Annotated in this window: 19 protein-coding genes; 14 read left to right on the top strand and 5 right to left on the bottom strand. The window is 66.9% G+C overall.

Annotation, left to right across the window (positions count from 1 at the left end; genetic code table 11):
• Window positions 1-470: 470 nt before the first annotated feature.
• The 4 genes from HG262_RS21480 to HG262_RS21465 all read left to right on the top strand — a co-directional run bounded on the left by HG262_RS21480 (window position 471) and on the right by HG262_RS21465 (window position 3,994).
• A complete protein-coding gene (locus tag HG262_RS21480; RefSeq protein ID WP_105559862.1) occupies window positions 471-1,007 on the top strand; it encodes a YaeQ family protein in 537 nt (178 codons plus the stop codon).
• A gap of 113 nt (window positions 1,008-1,120) precedes the next feature.
• Window positions 1,121-1,720 (top strand): TetR/AcrR family transcriptional regulator, encoded by a 600-nt coding sequence (locus tag HG262_RS21475; protein ID WP_169272950.1) that lies wholly within the window; start codon window positions 1,121-1,123, stop codon window positions 1,718-1,720.
• 113 nt (window positions 1,721-1,833) lie between these two features.
• Complete coding sequence (locus tag HG262_RS21470) at window positions 1,834-2,538, top strand: SDR family oxidoreductase (RefSeq protein WP_169272949.1); 705 nt, start codon at window positions 1,834-1,836, stop codon at window positions 2,536-2,538.
• A gap of 7 nt (window positions 2,539-2,545) precedes the next feature.
• On the top strand, window positions 2,546-3,994 hold the full coding sequence (locus tag HG262_RS21465; protein ID WP_169272948.1) for a DHA2 family efflux MFS transporter permease subunit: 1,449 nt from the start codon (window positions 2,546-2,548) through the stop codon (window positions 3,992-3,994).
• Between the two features lie 4 nt (window positions 3,995-3,998).
• Here the strand turns inward: HG262_RS21465 and HG262_RS21460 are convergent, their stop codons facing one another.
• The 4 genes from HG262_RS21460 to HG262_RS21445 form a co-directional block, all read right to left on the bottom strand.
• Entirely contained in the window at window positions 3,999-5,123 is a 1,125-nt protein-coding gene (locus HG262_RS21460) for a hypothetical protein (protein WP_169272947.1), read from the bottom strand.
• Window positions 5,116-5,739: a hypothetical protein gene (locus HG262_RS21455; protein ID WP_248293445.1), complete on the bottom strand. Its 624-nt coding sequence runs from the start codon at window positions 5,737-5,739 to the stop codon at window positions 5,116-5,118. The genes HG262_RS21460 and HG262_RS21455 overlap by 8 nt, the downstream gene beginning before the upstream one ends.
• Before the next feature lie 78 nt (window positions 5,740-5,817).
• Complete coding sequence (locus HG262_RS21450) at window positions 5,818-6,357, bottom strand: hypothetical protein (RefSeq protein ID WP_169272945.1); 540 nt, start codon at window positions 6,355-6,357, stop codon at window positions 5,818-5,820.
• Window positions 6,358-6,432: 75 nt separating this feature from the next.
• Entirely contained in the window at window positions 6,433-7,053 is a 621-nt protein-coding gene (locus tag HG262_RS21445; protein WP_169272944.1) for a chorismate lyase, read from the bottom strand.
• 365 nt (window positions 7,054-7,418) lie between these two features.
• Here HG262_RS21445 and HG262_RS21440 point away from each other — a divergent pair, with 365 nt between their 5' ends.
• From HG262_RS21440 to HG262_RS21400, 9 genes are all read left to right on the top strand, one after another.
• Window positions 7,419-8,324 (top strand): nitrilase family protein, encoded by a 906-nt coding sequence (locus HG262_RS21440; protein ID WP_169272943.1) that lies wholly within the window; start codon window positions 7,419-7,421, stop codon window positions 8,322-8,324.
• Window positions 8,325-8,346: 22 nt separating this feature from the next.
• Window positions 8,347-9,516: a substrate-binding protein gene (locus HG262_RS21435; RefSeq protein ID WP_169272942.1), complete on the top strand. Its 1,170-nt coding sequence runs from the start codon at window positions 8,347-8,349 to the stop codon at window positions 9,514-9,516.
• Between the two features lie 55 nt (window positions 9,517-9,571).
• Window positions 9,572-10,405 carry a branched-chain amino acid ABC transporter permease gene (locus tag HG262_RS21430; RefSeq protein ID WP_169272941.1) on the top strand — a complete coding sequence of 278 codons (834 nt, stop codon included), beginning with the start codon at window positions 9,572-9,574 and terminating at the stop codon, window positions 10,403-10,405.
• Entirely contained in the window at window positions 10,398-12,215 is a 1,818-nt protein-coding gene (locus HG262_RS21425) for an ATP-binding cassette domain-containing protein (protein ID WP_169272940.1), read from the top strand. Before HG262_RS21430 ends, HG262_RS21425 begins: the two co-directional genes overlap by 8 nt.
• Window positions 12,212-12,925, top strand: coding sequence for an ABC transporter ATP-binding protein (locus tag HG262_RS21420; protein ID WP_169272939.1), 714 nt, complete (start codon window positions 12,212-12,214; stop codon window positions 12,923-12,925). Before HG262_RS21425 ends, HG262_RS21420 begins: the two co-directional genes overlap by 4 nt.
• A 61-nt stretch (window positions 12,926-12,986) precedes the next feature.
• A complete protein-coding gene (locus HG262_RS21415) occupies window positions 12,987-14,150 on the top strand; it encodes a transporter substrate-binding domain-containing protein (RefSeq protein ID WP_169272938.1) in 1,164 nt (387 codons plus the stop codon).
• 2 nt (window positions 14,151-14,152) lie between these two features.
• On the top strand, window positions 14,153-14,788 hold the full coding sequence (locus HG262_RS21410; RefSeq protein ID WP_169272937.1) for an ANTAR domain-containing protein: 636 nt from the start codon (window positions 14,153-14,155) through the stop codon (window positions 14,786-14,788).
• A 25-nt stretch (window positions 14,789-14,813) separates the two neighbouring features.
• The gene (locus HG262_RS21405; protein WP_169272936.1) at window positions 14,814-16,313 is read left to right on the top strand and encodes a M81 family metallopeptidase; all 1,500 of its coding nucleotides are present in this window, start codon (window positions 14,814-14,816) and stop codon (window positions 16,311-16,313) included.
• 37 nt (window positions 16,314-16,350) lie between these two features.
• Window positions 16,351-17,082: a pseudouridine synthase gene (locus tag HG262_RS21400; protein ID WP_169272935.1), complete on the top strand. Its 732-nt coding sequence runs from the start codon at window positions 16,351-16,353 to the stop codon at window positions 17,080-17,082.
• 99 nt (window positions 17,083-17,181) lie between these two features.
• On the opposite strand, the gene HG262_RS21395 is transcribed toward HG262_RS21400, so the two are convergent.
• On the bottom strand, window positions 17,182-18,087 hold the full coding sequence (locus HG262_RS21395) for a LysR family transcriptional regulator (protein WP_169272967.1): 906 nt from the start codon (window positions 18,085-18,087) through the stop codon (window positions 17,182-17,184).
• A gap of 432 nt (window positions 18,088-18,519) precedes the next feature.
• On the opposite strand from HG262_RS21395, the gene HG262_RS21390 reads away from it, so the two are divergent.
• Window positions 18,520-19,695, top strand: a complete 1,176-nt coding sequence (locus HG262_RS21390; protein WP_211187648.1) for an efflux RND transporter periplasmic adaptor subunit — start codon at window positions 18,520-18,522, stop codon at window positions 19,693-19,695.
• Window positions 19,696-19,701: the final 6 nt, after the last annotated feature.

Raw genomic sequence — 19,701 nt, 5'->3', positions numbered from 1 at the left:
AGGCCCCTTAGCAATCCGGCCCCCGCATTCGCGAAGCGGCGACCGCCCCGACGATGCGCGGTGTGTATGCCGATTGCGGCCGCCCGGGCGGCCGCAATCGGCGGGCCCCGCAAGCCTCGACACCCACCACGGCTCCAACATCGCACCAGACCCGTACGGATCCAGCTTGTCGGCGTGGGGGGCAGGGGCGCGAGCAACCTCGATGCGCCCGAGGGAATCGGAAGGGAGCCGGAGGCGGACGACGATGACGACGGGGCAGTCCGGCGCCGGCGCGCCGGACCGCAATCGTGGGCGCGAGCGTCCCTGCCACCCACGCCGACAAGCGACCCACGAAGTGCCACTGCAAAGATCGCCCCAGAAGTGCCAGCAAACAAATCGCCCCGAGACGCCTCCAAAACACACCCCCAGCCCCAAGCGTTATCATTGCGCCCTTCAAGCAATTCGCCTCACTCTTCAACGGATCCCTCTTTATGGCCCTGCGCGCCACCATCTACAAGGCCGAACTCAACGTCGCCGATACGGACCGCCACTACTACGGCAGCCATTCGCTGACCGTCGCCCGTCATCCCTCGGAAACCGACGAACGCCTGATGGTCCGTCTGGTCGCCTACGCCCTGCATGCGCAGGAAGAGCTGGCGTTCACCAAGGGCTTGAGCGACACCGACGAGCCCGACTTGTGGGTCAAGGACCTGACCGGCGCGGTCAAGCTGTGGATCGAAGTGGGCCAGCCCGAAGAGCGCCGGATCCTGCGCGCCTGTGGCCGCGCCGACGAAGTCATCGTCTATTGCTACGGCGGGTCGGCCAGCAAGATCTGGTGGGACGGCGTGCGCAACAAGCTGGAGCGCACCCGCAACCTGAAGGTCATCAACCTGCCGTCGGACCAAAGCCGCGCGCTGGCCAAACTGGCCGAACGCACGATGCAATTGAACGCGAACATCTCGGACGGCATCGTGTATTTTTCGGCCGACAAGGGCGAAGTCAGCGTCGAGCCGGAGGCTTGGCGGTAACCGGCGCGCCTGCCGGCCTGCATCGCCGCGTTACACATTCACCCCAGATTTTTCTTGCACGGGGTGCTTTTGCGGGAATAATATGATCATCATCATATTTTGGTTTCCCCACCATGCCTGGCACGTCCTCCCGCAAAGCACTCTCTCACGAACGCATCGTCGACGCCGCAGCGCGCGCGATCCGTCGCGCGGGCTATGCGGGTGTTGGCGTGGCCGACGTCATGAAAGAGGCCGGGCTGACCCACGGGGGTTTCTACGCGCATTTCCCGTCGCGCGACGCGCTTTTGGCCGCCGCCATGGAACGCGCCGGCCGGGATGGCGCGGCGCGCATATCCAAGAGCATTGCGCAGCGCCGGGAGGGGGGAGCCAGCCCTTTGCGCGCCTGGGTGGAAGCCTATTTGAGCGAGACGCACCTGACGGGTTGCGAAGGGGGCTGTCCGGTGTCCGCGCTGGCTTCCGAAATACCGCGCCAATCGACGGAGGTGCGCGAAGTCTCGGCGACGCGTGTACAGCGGCTGATGGACGCCGTGCGGCAGGCACTGCCCGAGACGGCCGGCGAGCATGCCGCGGCGGCCGTCACCAGCACCCTGGTCGGCGCATTGCAGCTGGCCCGCGCCCTGGGCGACAACGCCGAGGGGCGCGCCGTGCTGGCGTCCGCCCGGCAGGCCGTCCTGGACCAATACGACCACAAGGCCAGCCGCCCGTCCGCCTGACGCCCCACCTATTCCAAGGCCGCTTTGCGCGGTCTTTTTACCGGCTAAAAATATGATGTTCATCATATTTTGTCGCCCCGAGTTTGCTGTACCGACATCAAGGACTTCCAATCATGGATCTCAAGAATGCAGTGGTTTTGATTACCGGCGCCAACCGCGGCTTAGGGTTGGCATTTGCCCGCGAGGCGTTGGCCCGCGGCGCGCGCAAGGTCTATGCCGGCGCGCGCGATCCGTCGACGGTCACGTTGCCAGGGGTTGAAGCGATCAAGCTGGACGTGACGAATCCGCAAGACGTGGCGGCCGCCGCGTCGCACGCCTCGGATGTGACGCTGGTCATCAACAACGCGGGCATCGCGGCGATGGGCGGTTTCATGGCCCCGGGCAGCATCGAATCCGCGCAGCGCCACCTGGACACCAATCTGTTCGGTTCGCTGCGCGTGGCGCAGGCGTTCGCACCGGTGCTGGCCGCCAACGGCGGGGGCGCGCTGCTGAACGTGCTGTCCATCGCCAGCTGGATCAACGGCCCGCTGCTGGGCGTATACGCCATGAGCAAGTCGGCCGCCTGGGCCATGACCAACGGCCTGCGCAACGATCTGCGGGCGCAGAAGACGCAGGTCCTGGGTCTGCACATGGGCTTTGTGGACACGGACCTGACCAAAGGCCTTGACGGCCCGAAGTCCACGCCGGAATCCATCGTCGGGCAGGCGTTCGACGGGCTGGCAGCGGGCGCCGAGGAAGTGCTGGCCGATGAACGGACCCGCCTGGTCAAGCAGGGCCTGTCCGCCGAGCCGGCGGTGTACCTGAAGGCGCTGGGATAGATCCATCATGCACGCGACTGCCCGCTCCGCGCCTGCCACTGCCCCGGCAACCCCTTCTGCTAACGACCCGGCGATCGATTCGGCGCATGCGCCCGCCGTGGCGTCTCCCTGGCCGGTCTTCTGGGTCGCCAGCATCGCCGTATTCCTGGTGTCGCTGGACAGCACCATGCTGTATGCGGCGTTCGGCGCCTTGCGCGCCGGCTTTCCCCAGGCCTCGGCCGCGGACATGTCGTGGGTACTCAACGCCTACACCGTGGTGTTCGCCGCCATGCTGATCCCGTCCGGCGGCTTGGCCGACACCCACGGCCGCAAGCGCATGTTCATGATCGGGGTGGTGCTGTTCCTGGCCGCGTCCGCCGCCTGCGGCCTGGCGGGCAGCGTGGGGTGGCTGATCGCCGCCCGCGTGCTGCAGGCCGTGGGCGCGGCGCTACTGACGCCGGCCTCGTTGTCCATCGTGCTGGCCGCGTTTCCGGCATCCCAGCGCGCCGTGGCGGTCAGCCTGTGGGGCGCGGTGGGCGGCCTGGCGGCGGCGGTCGGCCCCAGCCTGGGCGCGTTCGTGGTGGACGTGGCCGGCTGGCCGTGGGCGTTCTACATCAATCTGCCGCTGGGCGCCTTGTCGCTGTGGTACGGCGCGGGTTTGCTGAAGGAGTCCGTGAAGCCCGACGCGCGCCGTCGCGTGGACGGCGTCGGCATGGCGTTGCTGATGGTGGCCGTGGGGGCGCTGGCGCTGGCAATCGTGCAATCCGAATCGCCGTCGTGGAGCCGCGTGGAACTGGGCGTGGTGGCCGCCGTGGGCATCGTGTCCCTGGGCGCCTTTGTGGCGTGGGCGCGTGCCACCCCGCATCCGCTGGTCGACCTGTCGCTCTTCAAGCACCGCACCTATCGCTATGTGAACCTGGCCACCCTGAGTTTCGGCATCGCGTTCGCGATGATGTTCTTCGCCTTCTTCTTCTACATGACGGGCGTGTGGCACTACAGCCTGCCGCGCGCCGGCCTGGCCGTGACGCCCGGCCCGCTGCTGGTGATGCCCACGGCGATCTTGACCGGGCGCCTGGCGGCGCGCCTGGGCCATCGCCCCTTCCTGGTCGGCGGTGCTTTGATCTATGCGGCCAGCGGCTTGTGGTTCCTGCTGGTGCCGGGCGAGCAACCGGCCTATCTGACGCAATGGCTGCCAGGTCTGCTGCTGAGCGGCATCGGCGTGGGCATGGTGTTGCCGTCGTTGTCGGGCGCGGCCGTCAGCCGCCTGCCGGCGCAGCACTACGCCGTGGGTAGCGCCGTCAATCAGGCGACGCGGCAGGTCGGCGGCGTGATGGGCGTGGCGATCACCGTGCTGATGTTGGGGCACGGCGCGGTCAGCCATGCGGATTTCTCGCCGCTGTATGTGGGGCACGTTGGCCTGGCGCTGCTGACGGCGGTGCTGTGCCTGGCGGTGGATACGCGGCCACGGCAGGCGTGACGCATCACTTTGCGCAGGCGTCTGGTGCCAGGTTGGCCGGGTCGCCGCAGGCGGTCCATTGCGCGGGTGTCATGGCCGGCACCAGCGCGACGCGCCCCATCGGGTCGAAATAGAACAGGACCCGGCCCGGGTGCTGGTGCATGGCCTGCCAGATCTGGTCCTGGGCCTGCGGCGCGACGCGCGCGGTGCCTTGTGCGTCCGTCTCGCCCTTGGCCAGCACGGTCTGCACCGCGGGATCCCAGGAAGATTGGTCATCGCCGTCCATCGGCACGTCGTCGGGGATACGCACGATGCGCCATTCCACGCCGGGGATTTCACCCGGCATCGCCGCCATCTGTTCGCGCAGGCGCGGGTACAGGCGGTCAGGCCGCGTGGCGGGTTCGGGGTAGGCGAAAGACCCTTGGCTATCGCCTGCCGCGATAAACGCCGAATGCTGACGCACGTAGCGCTGCGCGGGATTGCCCTGGGGATCATAGGTCTGGACCGCCAGCGGCTCGCCGGGCGACAGCGTGTCGATCACGCGCAGCAGCCGGCCTGACGCATCGTGCAGATAATGGCGGCTGGCGCCGGGTCCTTTGGCGTCGCCGCAGCCGTCGTCGATGAAGGTGGTCAGCACGCCCTGTGCGTTGCGCTGCAGGCAGGCGCGGCGGGTCGCGGTGTAGGGCAGGGCGCTGGATGCGCCCGCCAGATCATATTCGGTGTAGGCCGCCAGCGCGCCGGCCGCGTCATAGGCCAGGGTGTAGCCGCCTTCAAGGACGATCCTGCCGCGGATTTTGCCGTAGCGCTCCACCCGGCACAGCTTGCCGTCCGGATCGAAGTACAGGCGCGTGGGCGCGGTCGCGCCCGCGGTTTCCCGGACACGGTAGGCCGACCAATCGACCTGATCGGTCCAGGTGCGGGGATTCAGGTCGCCACGCTCGGTCGTCCAGGCCAACTGACGGTGGGTGGGGACGCGTTCACCGCGTTTGCCCAGCAACACGTGGTCATCGAGCAGGTCGACGGATACCGGCACGGCCGGCAGCGTGGAGGGTACCGAGAAGTCGGCGTCTACCGGCCCGCACGCCGCCATGGCGGACGGGGCGAACAGCGCATGGGTGGCCAAGGCAAGGGCGATCGGCAGCTTACGCATATTGTTGCGCGTCCATGTACTTCACCAGGTCCCAGAATTCCTTGGATACGCCGCCCAGGCGCAGCTTGCCCTGCGCGTCTTCAAACAGCAGGAAGGGGTAGGCGTCGCGGGCCAACACGCCGGGGTCCGGCAACTGGTAAGGCTTGAAAACCTCCGGGTTGTTGAAGTAGTTCTCCAACCGCCCGCCGCCGTCTACATGCATATAGCGCACGCGCAGCGTCTGCTGCTTGAAGGCCGCCTGGGTTTCGGGATACACGCCGCCGTCGCCCGCGACCACGGAATGGGACAGCGCCGCCATGAATACGCGCTGGATGCCGACGAAGCGGATTTCACCGTGGGTGCTGTCGCCCTGAGCGCCGGCCAGCTCCTTCACCACCTGCGAAGCACGCGAACCGGGCACCAGCGTATTGGCGAACAGCTTGTCCACGTCGGCATTCGTCCGGTCGGGCATTTGGCGGAACTGTTGGAAATCCCGGCGGAAGTCTTGCAGCCATTGCTGGTAGCGCTGGTTCTCCAACTGGCGATCGAAGGTCTGGGCGACGCTTGCGCCCGCATGCAACGTGATCAGGCTGGCCAGCGCAAGCAGCCAGAACCGTCGGAACCAAAGGGTGAGCATGTGAGGGGGCATGTCAGTGACCGGGCTGCCAAGGAAAGGGGGAAAGACAGGGAGAAGAAAAGAGATGAACGATTGCGGCTACGGCGCAGGATCCGCCGCCGCATCCGTTGCCGGCGTAGGGGGGCGGCCGGGCCTGCCATAGAACCAAAGCGTGCAGAGCAATGATCCGACGGTGCCGGGCAGGGCACCGACGCTGAGGGGGAACAGTAAGTCCGCCCATCGGAATTCCTGGCTGCCGAATGCGCCCAGGAACAAGAATCCGTACAGGCCGCCCGCCACCGTCATCATGCCTAGCGCCGGCCAGGTCGGGCGAACGGGTTTGAACGCGCCCGCTACGATGCCGCACAGCAGCGCCGGCACGACGCCGAATATGTAGAACCAGGGCAGGCCGAAGATGGCCGTCATCAGGTTCTGGAGGTCCCGGGTGACCGCGGTGAGAGCCAGTATGAGCGCCGCGCCGCCGACGGCCGGCGCGGCGAAAGCGTACATGATGGCGCCGGCGACCACGTCGCTGTAGATGCGGCGTCGGGAGTCGTCGGGCTTGGGCCGCCGGAAGCGGTAGCCCACGGCGGCCAGGGTTCCAAGAAGGAGCAGACCGAGAACGAGGTAGGGTCTCATTGCCTTATTCTGGCATAAGAGGCCCCGCGCGGCTCGGGCGCCTTTGGAATCTCGTGGGCATCGCCCGCGAGCGCATCAACGCGGCGTACGCTGGTGCGGGACTAATGGCGGTACGGGCTGATCGGCGATCAGTTCCCAGAAACCCGGCAGAAAGCACTCGGCCACCAACAGCGGCTGACCTTGGCGCCAGAAAACGGACCGGCGCGCCCAGACGCGGGCGGCATCGCGATCGCGGTGTTCGGCCGGCAGCACGCCGCGCACCGTGCCGAGGAACGGCACCGGCGAGGCCAGCCGGCGGCAGGCGAACGGCGAGCGGATGACGGTGCTGTCGTGGTAGAGCATATCGGCCAGCGGCCGCGTCAGCAGGCGTCGCATGCCTTGCCAGGCGCCATGCGACGCGCCCAGGGGCGTCAGGCTGCGAGCCGGCACGCTGTCCACCCCGTTCACCGACATCAGCACTTCCCGGATCCAGACGGGCGCGCCGGGCGCGATGCCCATTGCGCGGGCTTCATCCAGGGGGGCGCCATCGGCATATTCGGCCAGCACGCGCAGGCGGACCTGGCCGACCTGGCGCAGGCCGGCGGTCAGCGCGCCGGGGCGGAACAGCCAGTGGCGCACGGCCGGCGACAGGACGGGCGGGGCGACGGCGAGCCAGCCGGCGGCAAGGGGAGGGTGATGTGCTGCGGGTTTCATCATGGCTGCGTATTATGCCAAGCCTGACTGACGGTCCCAATGCGTCGCAGTGACGCAGCGGCAATGGCCCCGCCGCGAAAGGCGCTTCGCTGCTACAGGCCGGCATGCGGTTTCAGCGTCCGGGAAAGCACTTATTGTCCCGGGATCGGCGCGATCTCTATTATCTGCCCACGGTCAAGATTGACCTGAATGCCTCCCCTCCCGTTGACGGGGCCCGCAACTGGCTTTGGCAGTTGCCGGCGAGGCATGCAGTGCCCCGCAGCAATAATTGCTGCTTGAACATTCAGTATGGCTATAGAAGCCCCCGACTTGCACGCGATGCGTGGTCGGGGGCTTTTTCGTTTTCAATTTCCGAAGAGGGAGATCGCATGCAAGCGTCGGACCCGCAACATTCCCCGGAGCAGGCGACCTGGGTGGCCAGTGTGCAGATGGCTCCCGTGATCGGTGAAGTCGCCGCCAATGTCGCCCGCTCCGCCGAACTGGTGGAGCAGGCCGCCGCGCAAGGTGCGCGGCTGGTGGTGCTGCCCGAACTGGCCAACACGGGCTATGTGTTTGAGAGCCGCGAAGAGGCCTATGCGCTGGCCGAGGCCGTGCCCGGCGGCCCCAGTTCGCAGGCCTGGATCGCGCTGGCGCAGCGGCTGGGCATCTATCTGGTGGCGGGCATCGCCGAGCGCTGCGGCGACCGGCTGTACAACGCCGCGCTGATCGCAGGCCCCGCCGGCTACATCGGCACCTACCGCAAGCTGCATTTGTGGGGCGACGAAAACCTGTATTTCGAAGCCGGGGACCTGGGCCTGCCGGTGTTCCATACCGAACTGGGCCGCCTGGGCGTGGCCATCTGCTATGACGGCTGGTTTCCCGAGGTCTACCGGGTGCTGGCGGTGCGCGGCGCGGACATCGTGGCGGTGCCCACCAACTGGGTGCCGATGCCGGGGCAGACACCTGACGGGCCGGTGATGGCCCATGCGCTGACCATTGCGGGGGCACACAGCAACGGCCTGACGGTCGTGTGCGCCGACCGCGTGGGCACGGAACGCGGCCAGCCGTTCGTGGGCCGCAGCCTGATCGTGGGATCGCAAGGCTGGACGGCTGCGGGCCCCGCCAGCGTGGATCAGGAAGAGGTATTGCTGGCGCCGATCGACGTGAAGGCGTCGCGCCGGGCGCGCCAATTGAACGATTTCAACCACGTGCTGCGCGACAGGCGCTGCGATCTCTACGACGAGCAACTGGGCGCGGGCGACGCCCCGCGGCAACGTCAAGCGACAGGCATTTAGCCGACTTCCAAGGAGCAACCTCATGAAACCCCTATTCAGCAGCTTCCGCATCCGCTTCTCGTTCGTCGCATTGCTGGCCGGCATCTCCGCCAGCGCGCACGCCGCCGAGCCCTTGCGCATCGGCGTACCGGTCGGCCTGTCGGGCGCCAATAGCGTCGTCGCGCCCGGCGTGGTGCAGGCGTCCCAGCTGGCGGCCGATGAGATCAACGCGGCCGGCGGCATCCTGGGCCGCCAGATTGTCCTGGAGATCGCCGACGACGCGTCGGGTGCCGTCGGCGCCCAAAAGGCCTACGACACCCTGGTCTTCCAGAAGAAGGTCGACGCCATCATCGCGATGGAGACCAGCGCGGCCCGCAACGCGGCGCTGCCGATCGTGTCGCGCGGCAAGGTGCCGTACATCTACACCTCGTTCTACGAAGGCCGTTCGTGCAACCGCTGGATGCATGTGAACGGCTGGGTGCCCGAGCAACAGGTCGCGCCGGTGGTGGACCACTTCATGCAAGAGCGAAAAGCCAAGACCTTTTTCCTGGTCGGCAGCGACTACGCCTTCGGCCGCGGCATGCTGAAGTTCACGCGCGCATACATCGAAAAGCAGGGCGGGCGCGTCGTGGGTGAGGAATACCTGCCCATCGACGGCTCGGACTGGACGCCAGTGGTGTCGAAGATCCGCTCGGCCAACCCTGACGCGCTGATCAGCTCGACGGCGGGCGGCGGACCGAACGTCAGTCTGGCCAAGCAGATCAAGGCGGCGGGGCTGTCGATGCCCTACGGTAACCTGGCGATCGACGAGGGCACGGCCAAGACGATGGGCGATACGGCGGTGGGCATGTATATGTCGGCGTCTTATCTGACCAGCATCGACACGCCGCAGAACCGCAAGTTCCTGGACGGCCTGAAGGCGAAGTTCGGCAACGACGCCAAGACCGCGAACGAATTCTCCGGCCCGCAGTACGAAGCTTTCTACCTGTACAAGGCGGCGGTTGAGAAGGCCGGCGGCCTGGATCCGCAGAAGGTGGTGCAAGCCCTGAGTGAAGTGTCGTTCGACGGCCCCCGCGGCTCCGTGAAGATGGATCGGCAACGCCATGCCGCGCTGACCATGCGCTTGGGGCAGGTGCAGCAAGACGGTTCCATCAAGATTCTGCAGACCTTCGACCAGGTGGACCCGGGTGCGCAATGCCCGGACTTGAAGTGACGCTGCAATAACGTGACAAGCGCTGCCGGCCCGTCCGGCGGCGCCGGAGACCGATATGGGTTTGCTGCTGGACATCTTGAGCACGGCCGCCATGCTCTTCATCGTGACGTCGGGGTTGATGATCATCTTCGGCGTGATGAAGATCGTCAATTTTGCGCATGGGGCAATTCTTACGCTGGGAAGCTACGCCAGTCTGGTGGTGACCCAGTTGGGCTTGAATCCTTGGGTAGCGTTGCCGTTCGCCCTGGCGGTCGGCGTGCTGGTGGGCATGGGGGTGGAGCGCCTGATCGTGCAGCCGCTGTACAAGCGGCCGCTGGACGCGATCCTGGCCACCTGGGGACTGGGCATCGTGATTGGCCAGCTCATCACGGTGGCCTTCGGACGCGAAGTGCAATTCGTGGACTCGCCCATTCAGGGAGCCGTGTCTTTCCTGGGCACGGAATATTCGGCATACCGCCTGTTCCTGGTGCCCGGGGCGCTGCTGATCTATGCGGCCATGACCTGGCTGCTGAACGGCACACGTTTCGGCGTGCGGACCCGCGCCGTGATCATGAACGAGGACCTGGCGCGCGGCCTGGGTATCAACGCCGAACGCATCCGCTTCACGACGTTCGGCCTGGGCGCCGGGCTGGGCGCGCTGGCCGGCGCGCTGATCACGCCGTTGTCCAGCGTGGATCCCAATATGGGCCTGCCGTGGCTGGTCAGCGCCTTCATGCTGGTCATGGTGTCGGGCCATTCGATCACCGCGCTGTTGCTGACCTGCCTGGTCTATGGCGCCTGCCAGGTGCTGGTGAGCATTTTCGTCAGCCCGATCCTGGGCGGCGTCACCATCGCCGTACTGGCCGCGCTGACGCTGCGCCTGCGTCCCCAAGGATTCGCCCATGACTGACCATTCGCTTGCACAACCGCGCGAGGCCGGCACGGCGCCCGAGGGGCGCGGGCGGCGCGGCCACGCGCTTGCGTGGTTGGCCGGCATGTGCCTGATCCTGACCGTGGCCGGCCCCTGGCTGTTCGACACCTATCTGCTTAACGTGCTGATCAAGGCGCTGTTTTTCGCGATGGCGGCGGTGACAGTGGACGTGCTGTGGGGCTACACGGGCCATCTGACTTTTGGCCAATCCGCCTTCTTCGGGGTCGGCGCCTACGCCGCGGGCCTGGCTTTCACGCATTACGGGTTTTCGCCGTCTACCGCCGCGCTGGCTGCCTTGGCGGCGGTGGGCGCGGCGGCGCTGCTGGCGCTGGCGACGGGCTGGCTGTCGTTCTATCGGGGGGCGTCGCCGTTCTTCGCGACGGTCATCTCGCTGGTGCTGCCGATCGTGTTGATGCAGTTGGTGCTGGCCGGCGGCACCTACACCGGGTCGTCGTCGGGCCTGACGGGCTACGAGACGTTCGATCTGTCGCTCGAGGCCTGGTATGTGATCGCGGCCGGGTCCCTGTCGGTGGTGGCTTTGCTGGCGTGGGTCGTGATGCGCAGCGACGGCGGCCGCATCCTGGTGGCGCTGCGCGACAACGAGTCGCGTTGCAGCTATCTGGGGCTGAACACCGCCCATTGGCGCATCGTGCTGCTGGTGGTGTGCGGCGCGGTGGCCAGCTTGGCGGGGTTCGGCTATGGCGCGTTCAGCGGGGTGGTGGCGCCGGAGCTGACGGGCTTCGTGTTCGGCACGGAACTGATCATCTGGGTGGCGCTGGGCGGACGCGGCACCATCTGGGGTCCGGTGCTGGGGGCTATCCTCATCAATGTGGCGGGTTCCTACCTGAGCGGGAACATGCCGTTCCTGTGGCAATTGCTGCTGGGCGTGACGTTCATCCTGGTGATCCTGCTGCTGCCGCGCGGGCTGTTGCCGCTGTTGACGGCGCCCTTTTTGCGGCGCGGCGCGCCGGTCGCGGTGCCGGCGCTTGGCGCGCGCGCCAGACCGCCGCAACCGGCCAGTGGCGCGTCGTGGGCATTGAAGCTGTCCGGCGTGGCCAAGCGCTTTGGCAGCCTGAAAGTGCTGGAAGGGATCGACCTGCAGGCCCGGGGCGGCGAACTGGTGGGCCTGATCGGCCCCAATGGCGCGGGCAAGACCACGTTGATGCGCTGCATCGCCGACGGGGCCGAACGGTCCGAAGGCGAGCTGGAGCTGTACGGCCATCGGGTGCTACGCGAGGGGCCGGAGCAATGCGTGCGCTATGGCCTGGGGCGAAAGTTCCAGAACGCCAACGTGTTCGACACGATGACCGTGGCCGAGAGCCTGCGCATCGCGACGACCCTGCAGGAGCAACCGTCCTGGTGGCGGCGTTCGCCCACATTGGACCTGCCGCCTTACGCCCTGGAAGTCTTGCGCGTGACCGGACTGGACCAATGCCTGGCCAGCGTCGCCCGCGACCTGTCGCACGGGCAGCAGCAAGCGCTGGAGCTGGCCATGGTACTGGCGCTGGAACCGCGCATCGTCCTGCTGGACGAACCCACGGCGGGGCTTTCCAAGGCCGAACGCGCGCAGATCGGCCAGATGCTGTCGTCGTTGGCGCACAAGTATGGCCTGTGCTGCTTGCTGGTGGAGCACGACCTGGATTTCGTGAAGGAAGTGGCGACGCGGATCGTCGTCTTGCACCAAGGCCGCATCGTCATGGACGGCAGTTTCCGCGATGTCGTGGAATCTGAACTGGTGCGCACCATTTATGCGGGCAGTGCGCAGGCTGCGCAAGGAGCAGGGCAATGACGGGTAGTGCGCCGGCATTAGGCCTGGACGGTGTGTCCAGCGGCTACAAGGGCTCGGTGGTGTTGAACGAGGTGTCGCTGTCGATCGAGCGCGGCGCCTGCGTGGCGCTGCTGGGCAAGAACGGCATGGGAAAGAGCACGCTGCTCAAGACGGTCATGGGCTACCTGCCCAAGCTGCGCGGGCGTGTCAGCGTGGGCGGGGTCGATGCCACGCGACTGCGCCCGCATGAAGTCGCGCGCTGTGGCGTGGCCTATGCGGCGCAGGAACAGCCCTTGTTTCCCGACTTGAGCATCCGCGACAACCTGCGCCTGGGCCTGCCGCGTGATGAACTCTTTGACGAGCGCTTCGCCGATATCGCCGAACTGTTTCCGGTGTTCCCGACGCGCCTGCGCCAGCACGCCGGCACCTTGTCGGGCGGCGAGCAGAAGATGCTGCTGGTGGCGCGCGGGCTGATGCAGCGGCCCGCGCTGCTGCTGCTGGACGAAATCACCGAAGGGCTGCAGCCCTCGGTGATCGAACGTCTGGGCCGCGCCCTGAACTGGGAGCGCGAGCGGCACGGCACGACCATGCTCATCGTCGAGCAGAACGTGGCGTTCGCCCTGGACGTGGCCGACCGTTATCTGGTGCTGAAACAGGGCGCGATCGTGGACGAGGGCGAAGCTGGCGCGCCCGAGGCCATCGGCCATATCATTGACCATCTGAAGGTATGAACGCTGCCGCTCCCGCTTCGACGCTGGCCGGCATGCCCGACTCACGCATAAGGACGCAATCATGACCTCGCTCCAGGACCAGGACGCGGAACGGCCCGGGTGGCGTATCGGGGTGCTGTATTCGCGCAGCGGCGTGACGGGCACCACCGAATCGCAGCATTTCTTCGGGACGGTGCTGGCCGTCGAGGAGATCAACGCCTTGGGCGGCGTGCTGGGCCGGCCGCTGGAACCCGTGGTGTACGACCCGGGCAGCGACGCCGAGGAATACCGTCGCCTGGCGGCCCGCCTGTTGCTGGACGACGAAGTCAGCGTCATTTTCGGGGGCTGCACTTCGCATTGCCGCAAGGCGATGCTTCCCGTCGTTGAACGCAGCAACTCCCTGCTCTGGTACGGCTCGGTCTACGAGGGGTTCGAGTATTCGCCCAACGTCATCTACACCGGGGCGGCGCCCAACCAGGGCAGCATGCAGCTGGCGGCCTACCTCATCCAGAACTGCGGCTCGCGCATCTTCCTGGTGGGCGCGGACTACATCTACCCGCGCGAAACGAACCGCATCATGCGCGAGACCGTCGAAGAGCACGGCGGCGAGATCCTGGACGAAACCTATCTGCCGCTGGGGTGCGACGAAAGCGACATCATCGACGTGGTGGCGGACATCCGGCGCATCCAGCCTGACGTGGTGTTCTCCACGCTGATCGGCGCGGACGCGCAGCGCTTCTACCAGCGCTACCACGAGGCCTGCCAGCAGGCGGGCGCGCAGACCGCCCACATCCCCATCGCCAGCCTGACCATGGCCGAGTCCGAAGTGGCCGAAATCGGGGCGCAGCGTTGCGTGGGCCACATCACCGCCGCCACCTATTTCAATACCGTTGACACGCCCGCCAACCAGCATTTCCTGGCCCGCTGGCGCGAACGCTTCGGCGAGCAGCCCGCCAGCGTCTATGCCGAAACGTGCTACAGCCAGGTGCACCTGTTCGCGCGCGCGCTGCAGCGCGTGGGCAGCATGGACACCCGCAAGCTGGTGCGGGCGGTGCATCAGGTCCAGTTCGACGCGCCGGACGGGCGGATGTCCATCCTGGCCGAAAACAACCACTGCGTGCTGACGCCGCGCATCGGCGTGTGCCGGGCCGACGGGCGGTTCGATATCGTCTGGGAAAGCGACCAGCCGGTGAAGCCGGACCCCTATCTGACGGCGTTCGGCCTGGACGAATTCTGGTTGAAATGAGCATGGACCATAGCCTCCGCCGCCTCTATGAGGACTTGCGCAGCGTGGCCGTCGCGGTGGTGTATCCGCCTGGCGAAGACCGCGACGTGCTGGTCGAGCAGCTCAAGCGCATCGGCTGCCGCATCCACCTGCACTGGCCGTTTCCAGATGCCGCGCCGGCCGGCGCGGATGTCATCTTCTTCCAGGTATCGCAGTGCGTGCAGAACAGTTCCGCCTGGTCGGCCAGCGAAGTCGAGGCTACCTTGATCGCGCTGTCCGAGTACGAGACGCCCACCACGCTCAAGCAATTGCTCAAGACCAATGCCCACGGGGTGCTGACGCGGCCGTTCCGCTCGGCGGGCATCCTCAGCACGCTGGTGCTGGCGCGGTCGGCCAAGCAGTTCCAGAACCGGCAGCAGGTCAAGATCGACAAGCTGGAAAACACCATCAAGGCGCGGCGCGTCATCGAAAAGGCGATCCGGGTGCTGATGGACCACCAGCGGCTGGACGAACGCGCGGCCTATGAGCACATGCGCACCCGCGCCACAGGCTTGCGCGTCAGCGTGGCGGAAGTGGCTGCGATGATCATCGAGGCCAGCGAGGCCATGGAAAAGCTCGGCCTGGGCGGGACGCGCCCGGCGCCGCCGCAAAACGGCTGACTACCGGCCGGCAAAGAGGAAAACAATGAAAGTCATGATCGCCCGCTTGAACCACGAGACCAATACGTTCTCGCCCGTGCCGACGCCATTGGCGGCGTTCGGCAACGACGGCCCCGCCTTCGGTGCCGCGGCCTACGAAGAGAACAAGGGTAAGCGCACGGCCATGTCGGCGTTCATCGACCTGGCGGAGGCGAACGGCGCGTCGGTGGTCACGCCGGTGTCCGCCACCGCTTATCCCAGCGGCCGTGTGGACGCAAAGGCCTATCGCACGCTCTGCGACGAGATCGTAGCCGGTGCGCGGGGATGCGGCGCGATCCTGCTGGACCTGCATGGCGCCATGGCGGTCGAAAGCACCGACGACGGCGAAGGCGACCTGCTGGAGCGCTTGCGCCAGCAGACGCCCGACGTGCCGATCGCGGTTGCGCTGGACCTGCACGGCAACGTCACGCCCAAGATGATGGCCAACGCCGATGTCATTGTCAGCTTCAAGACCTACCCGCACGTGGACATGTACGAAACCGGCGAGCACGCGGGCCGCATCCTGTTCGACTGGCTCAACGGCGGGCCGCGCCCAGTGATGGCGTGGCGCCGCCTGCCGTTGATGACGCACACCTTGCGTAGCGCCACGGCGCAAGGCGCCATGCGCGATGCCGTGCAGGCGGCCAGGCGCGCTGAAGACGCCGGCATGCTGGCCGTGTCCGTGCTGGCCGGATTCGCCCTGGCGGACATTCCGGACCCTTGCCTGAGCGTGGTGGTGGTGGGGAGCGGCGAGCCGGCGCAGGCCGAGCAGGCTGCCGCCGGCATGGCAGAGGCCATCTGGGCGGCGCGCGACGGCTTTTTCTACGACAGCGAGCCTTTGGCCGACTCCCTGGCCCGGGCCGTCGAACTGGCCTGCGGGGCGGGCAAGCCGGTGCTGCTGCTGGACCATGGCGACAACTGCATGTCCGGCGGCACGTGCGACACGATGGAGGTGCTGATGGCCGCGGTGGACGCCGGGCTGACGGGCATCGTCGCGGGCCTGTACTGCGACCCCGAGGCCGTGGAGGCCTTGACGGCAGCGGGCGAGGGCGCCCAGGTGGACCTCCTGGTAGGCAACAAGCGGCCGATTCCCGCCATCGGCCGCCCAGCGGCCCCGGTGCGGCTGCAGGGCGTGGTGGGGGCGGTGACCGACGGCCAATACGTCATCACGGGCCCCACCTATACCGGGCAGACGGCGTGCATGGGCCGCAGCGCGGTGCTGGACATCGGCGCGGCGCAATTGGTGATCACCGAGCGCACCCACGAGCCCTGGGACCTGGGCGTGTTCGAAAGCATGGGGCTGGATCCGCGGCGAGCCCGCTTCGTGCTGGTGAAGTCCCGGATGTATTGCCGTCCGGTGTTCGAGCCCATTTCCCAGGCGCTGGTGGAATGCGCCAGCGCGGGCGTCACCAGTTCGGATTTTTCGCTGTTCCCCTACGAACGCCGCCGCCGCCCGCTTTATCCGCTGGACCCCATGGCGCCGTCCGACTACGACCCGTCGGCCTGAGCGGCAGGCCGGCGGGCGTCCGCATACAATACCGGCCATGGAAAAAGTACGCATCTCCAAGCTCATGTCCGAGCGCGGACTCTGCTCGCGCCGCGAGGCCGACAGCTATATCGAACGCGGCTGGGTCCGCGTGGACGGCGCCGTGGTGTCCGAACTGGGCGCGCGGGCCTATCCCGACCAGGTCATCACGCTTGAGCGCGCCGCCCAGGCGCGCCAGACCTCGCGGGTCACGATCCTGATCAACAAGCCGGTCGGCTACGTGTCCGGCCAGGCCGAAAAAGGCTACACGCCCGCGGTGGCGCTGATCGATTCCCGCTCGCGCTTTGCGGGCGACCGGGCGCCCCAGCGCTTCGAGCGCGCGCATCTGGACGGGCTGGCCGTCGCCGGCCGGCTGGACATCGATTCCCAGGGCTTGCTGGTACTGACCCAGGACGGCCGCATCGCCAAGCACTTGATCGGCGAAGACTCCAGCGTGGACAAGGAATACCTGGTGCGCGTGCAGGGCGACCTGTCGGACCGTGGCCTGGACCTCCTGAATCACGGCCTGTCGCTGGACGGCCGCGCACTCAAGCCCGCCCAGGTGCGGTGGCAGAACCACGACCAGCTGCGTTTTGTGCTGCGCGAAGGCAAGAAGCGCCAGATCCGCCGCATGTGCGAACTGGTCGGCCTGAAGGTGGTGGGTTTGAAGCGCGTGCGCATCGGCCGCGTGTCGCTGGGCGACTTGCCCTTGGGCCAATGGCGCTATCTGCGCGACGACGAAGGGTTCTGACCCCGCTTTGTTCGCGGGGTCTCGCCATTCTTCGGCCTCTTGCGGCCGCCACGCCCTGTCGGCGGCCCACAGATTTTTCAATCTGTTTCCGGCACCCCGTTATTTCATGAAAGCAGGGGTATCCTTCGCTTGCCCGTCGCTGCCCAGGCGCTCCATCAGGAATTCGATGAAGATCCGGGTCTTGGCGGGCAGGAGCCGGGTTTCGGTGACCGCGTAGACAGGGAAGGGCCCCAGTTGCCAGTCCGGCAGCACGCGCCGCAATTGGCCTGACTGCTGTTCGGCCGTCTGGCCGCCCACCAGCACCGCGATCCCCGCGCCCAGCATGGCCAGCCGGCGCGCCATGGCGACGCCATTGACCGAAAACCGGTTGCCCGGGGTGAATTCGATGTGCTGGTCGCCGTTGGAAAGCGGCCAGCGGGTCACGCGGCCAGCGCCTTCGGCGCGGAACTCTATGCATTCGTGGCGGGTCAAGTCGCTGGGGTGCCGGGGTTCGCCGTGCTTGTCCAGGTAGTCATGCGAGGCATACAGGTGGGCGGGCAGCATGCCCAGCAGCCTTGCAATCTGCGTCGAGTCGGGCAGGTCGCCGATTTCGATGGAGATGTCGCAGGTCTGGAATACGCGCGACGCGTGGTCCGGATTGGCAAGATCCAGGAAAAACGTGACGTCGGGATAGCGGCGGGAGAACTCCATGAACGATTCAGCCAGGAAGTCCGTGCCGAAATCCGCGGGCATGTTCACCCGCAGTGGCCCGGCGGGCGTATCGACCAGCTTCTGCAGTTCTTCATGGGCGATCTGCGCTTCGGCGACGATGCGCTGGCAGCGTTCGAAGTACAGCCGGCCGGCGTCGGTCAGTTCCACCTTGCGAGTCGTGCGGCTAAGCAGCCGCAGGCCGACGGATCGCTCCAGTTCGGCCACCTGGCGAGACAAGGTGGACTTGGGGACGCCCAGCGTCGCCGCCGCGCGGCTAAAACTGTGCGTCTTGGCCACCTCTACGAAGAGTTCCATGCCTTGTAAGCGTTTCATGGCGAGATTCTGTCATATGGCGGGGGTGAAGAATTGTCCCATAAATGGAATGATGTTTTCTTAATGTGCCCCTTTGTTTCCTGGGCGGGATAACGCAGAATGCGAGTTCCGCAATGCAGCAATGCGACTACGCCCACCCTGCGTGTTCAACGCGAGCCCACCCAATTGATGCACTGCTTTGCCAGACTCGGGCGCGGCCAGGCTGTTTTTTGCCGCCGGGCCGTCCCCAGGCAAAAAAGCCCCCTTTGGGGGGGGAGCAAGCTCGCGAAAGCGGGTGCAGCGTGGGGGTTTTTTTTCCGCCGGGCCGTCCCCAGGCAAAAAGGCCCCCTTTTGGGGGCAGCAAGCCCGCGAAAGCGGGTGCAGCGTGGGGGCCCTATTTTTTTTGGAATGCAATCTATGAATAAGAAAAGCGCTATGTGGCGCAGCGCGGCGGTCGTCACGCTGACGGCATCGGCTCTCACCCTGGCCGCCTGCGGCAAGAAGCAGGACGCGCCGCAGGCGGGCAAGCCGCAAGTCTCGGTCGTGACCTTGACCACGCAGCCCGTTTCCCTGACCACCGAGTTGCCGGGCCGCACGTCCGCATTCCGCGTCGCCGAAGTCCGGCCCCAGGTCAACGGCATCGTCCAGAAGCGCCTGTTCACCGAAGGCGGCGAGGTCAAGGCGGGCGAACAGCTCTATCAGATCGATCCCGCGCTCTACCAGGCCAGCGTCGACAGCCAGAAGGCGGCGCTTGCCCGCGCCCAGGCGCAGCAGAAGACTGCCGCCCTGCTGGCCGAACGCTACAAGCCGCTGGTGGCCACGCGCGCCGTCAGCCAGCAGACCTATGACAACGCCGTCGCCTCGCGCGACCAGGCCGCCGCCGACGTGATGTCGGCCAAGGCCGCGTTGGACACGGCCCGCATCAACCTGGTCTACACCAAGGTGCTGTCGCCCATCGACGGCATCATCGGCCGTTCCTCGGTGACCGAGGGCGCGCTGGTCACGGCCAACCAGACGGGCGCGTTGGCTGCGGTGCAGCAAATCGACCCGATCTACGTCGATGTGACGCAGTCCAGCGTTCAACTGCTGCGTTTGCAAGACGCGCTGGCCAGCGGCCAGTTGAAGAAGGCGGACGGCGAGCAGGCCGCGCTGGTGACGCTGACGCTGGAAGACGGCTCGCAATACAAGCAGACCGGCAAGCTCCAGTTCTCGGAAGTGACCGTGGACCAGGGCACCGGCTCGATCACGCTGCGCGCGGTGTTCCCGAATCCGGACCGCCGCCTGCTGCCGGGCATGTTCGTGCGCGCCCGCCTGGCCGACGGCGTAGCCGCCGATGGCCTGCTGGTGCCGCAACGCGGCGTGACGCGCAACCAGCGCGGTTTGCCGACGGCGCTGGTGGTCAATGCCAAGAACCAGGTCGAATTGCGTGAATTGAAGACCGACCGCGCCATTGGCGACAAGTGGCTGGTCACCGACGGCTTGGCCGCTGGCGACAAGGTCATCGTGGAAGGTCTGCAAATGGTCCGGCCGGGCGTCGAAGTCGTCGCTACCGAAGCTGGCGCCAATACGCAGCAGCCGCAGGCGGCGAATGCCGCGCCGGCCAAGCAGTAATCAGGG

The organism is Achromobacter sp. Bel (assembly GCF_012928505.1).
GTDB lineage: Bacteria > Pseudomonadota > Gammaproteobacteria > Burkholderiales > Burkholderiaceae_B > Achromobacter.
This window is presented reverse-complemented; position numbering and strand designations above follow the sequence as displayed.

What these genes read in the sequence shown, in the direction of transcription:
- HG262_RS21480 (WP_105559862.1), top strand. Translation starts at nt 471, where the DNA reads ATGGCCCTGCGCGCCACCATCTACAAGGCCGAACTCAACGTCGCCGAT.
- HG262_RS21475 (WP_169272950.1), top strand. Translation starts at nt 1,121, where the DNA reads ATGCCTGGCACGTCCTCCCGCAAAGCACTCTCTCACGAACGCATCGTC.
- HG262_RS21470 (WP_169272949.1), top strand. Translation starts at nt 1,834, where the DNA reads ATGGATCTCAAGAATGCAGTGGTTTTGATTACCGGCGCCAACCGCGGC.
- HG262_RS21465 (WP_169272948.1), top strand. Translation starts at nt 2,546, where the DNA reads ATGCACGCGACTGCCCGCTCCGCGCCTGCCACTGCCCCGGCAACCCCT.
- HG262_RS21460 (WP_169272947.1), bottom strand. Translation starts at nt 5,123, where the DNA reads ATGCGTAAGCTGCCGATCGCCCTTGCCTTGGCCACCCATGCGCTGTTC.
- HG262_RS21455 (WP_248293445.1), bottom strand. Translation starts at nt 5,739, where the DNA reads ATGCTCACCCTTTGGTTCCGACGGTTCTGGCTGCTTGCGCTGGCCAGC.
- HG262_RS21450 (WP_169272945.1), bottom strand. Translation starts at nt 6,357, where the DNA reads ATGAGACCCTACCTCGTTCTCGGTCTGCTCCTTCTTGGAACCCTGGCC.
- HG262_RS21445 (WP_169272944.1), bottom strand. Translation starts at nt 7,053, where the DNA reads ATGATGAAACCCGCAGCACATCACCCTCCCCTTGCCGCCGGCTGGCTC.
- HG262_RS21440 (WP_169272943.1), top strand. Translation starts at nt 7,419, where the DNA reads ATGCAAGCGTCGGACCCGCAACATTCCCCGGAGCAGGCGACCTGGGTG.
- HG262_RS21435 (WP_169272942.1), top strand. Translation starts at nt 8,347, where the DNA reads ATGAAACCCCTATTCAGCAGCTTCCGCATCCGCTTCTCGTTCGTCGCA.
- HG262_RS21430 (WP_169272941.1), top strand. Translation starts at nt 9,572, where the DNA reads ATGGGTTTGCTGCTGGACATCTTGAGCACGGCCGCCATGCTCTTCATC.
- HG262_RS21425 (WP_169272940.1), top strand. Translation starts at nt 10,398, where the DNA reads ATGACTGACCATTCGCTTGCACAACCGCGCGAGGCCGGCACGGCGCCC.
- HG262_RS21420 (WP_169272939.1), top strand. Translation starts at nt 12,212, where the DNA reads ATGACGGGTAGTGCGCCGGCATTAGGCCTGGACGGTGTGTCCAGCGGC.
- HG262_RS21415 (WP_169272938.1), top strand. Translation starts at nt 12,987, where the DNA reads ATGACCTCGCTCCAGGACCAGGACGCGGAACGGCCCGGGTGGCGTATC.
- HG262_RS21410 (WP_169272937.1), top strand. Translation starts at nt 14,153, where the DNA reads ATGGACCATAGCCTCCGCCGCCTCTATGAGGACTTGCGCAGCGTGGCC.
- HG262_RS21405 (WP_169272936.1), top strand. Translation starts at nt 14,814, where the DNA reads ATGAAAGTCATGATCGCCCGCTTGAACCACGAGACCAATACGTTCTCG.
- HG262_RS21400 (WP_169272935.1), top strand. Translation starts at nt 16,351, where the DNA reads ATGGAAAAAGTACGCATCTCCAAGCTCATGTCCGAGCGCGGACTCTGC.
- HG262_RS21395 (WP_169272967.1), bottom strand. Translation starts at nt 18,087, where the DNA reads ATGGAACTCTTCGTAGAGGTGGCCAAGACGCACAGTTTTAGCCGCGCG.
- HG262_RS21390 (WP_211187648.1), top strand. Translation starts at nt 18,520, where the DNA reads ATGTGGCGCAGCGCGGCGGTCGTCACGCTGACGGCATCGGCTCTCACC.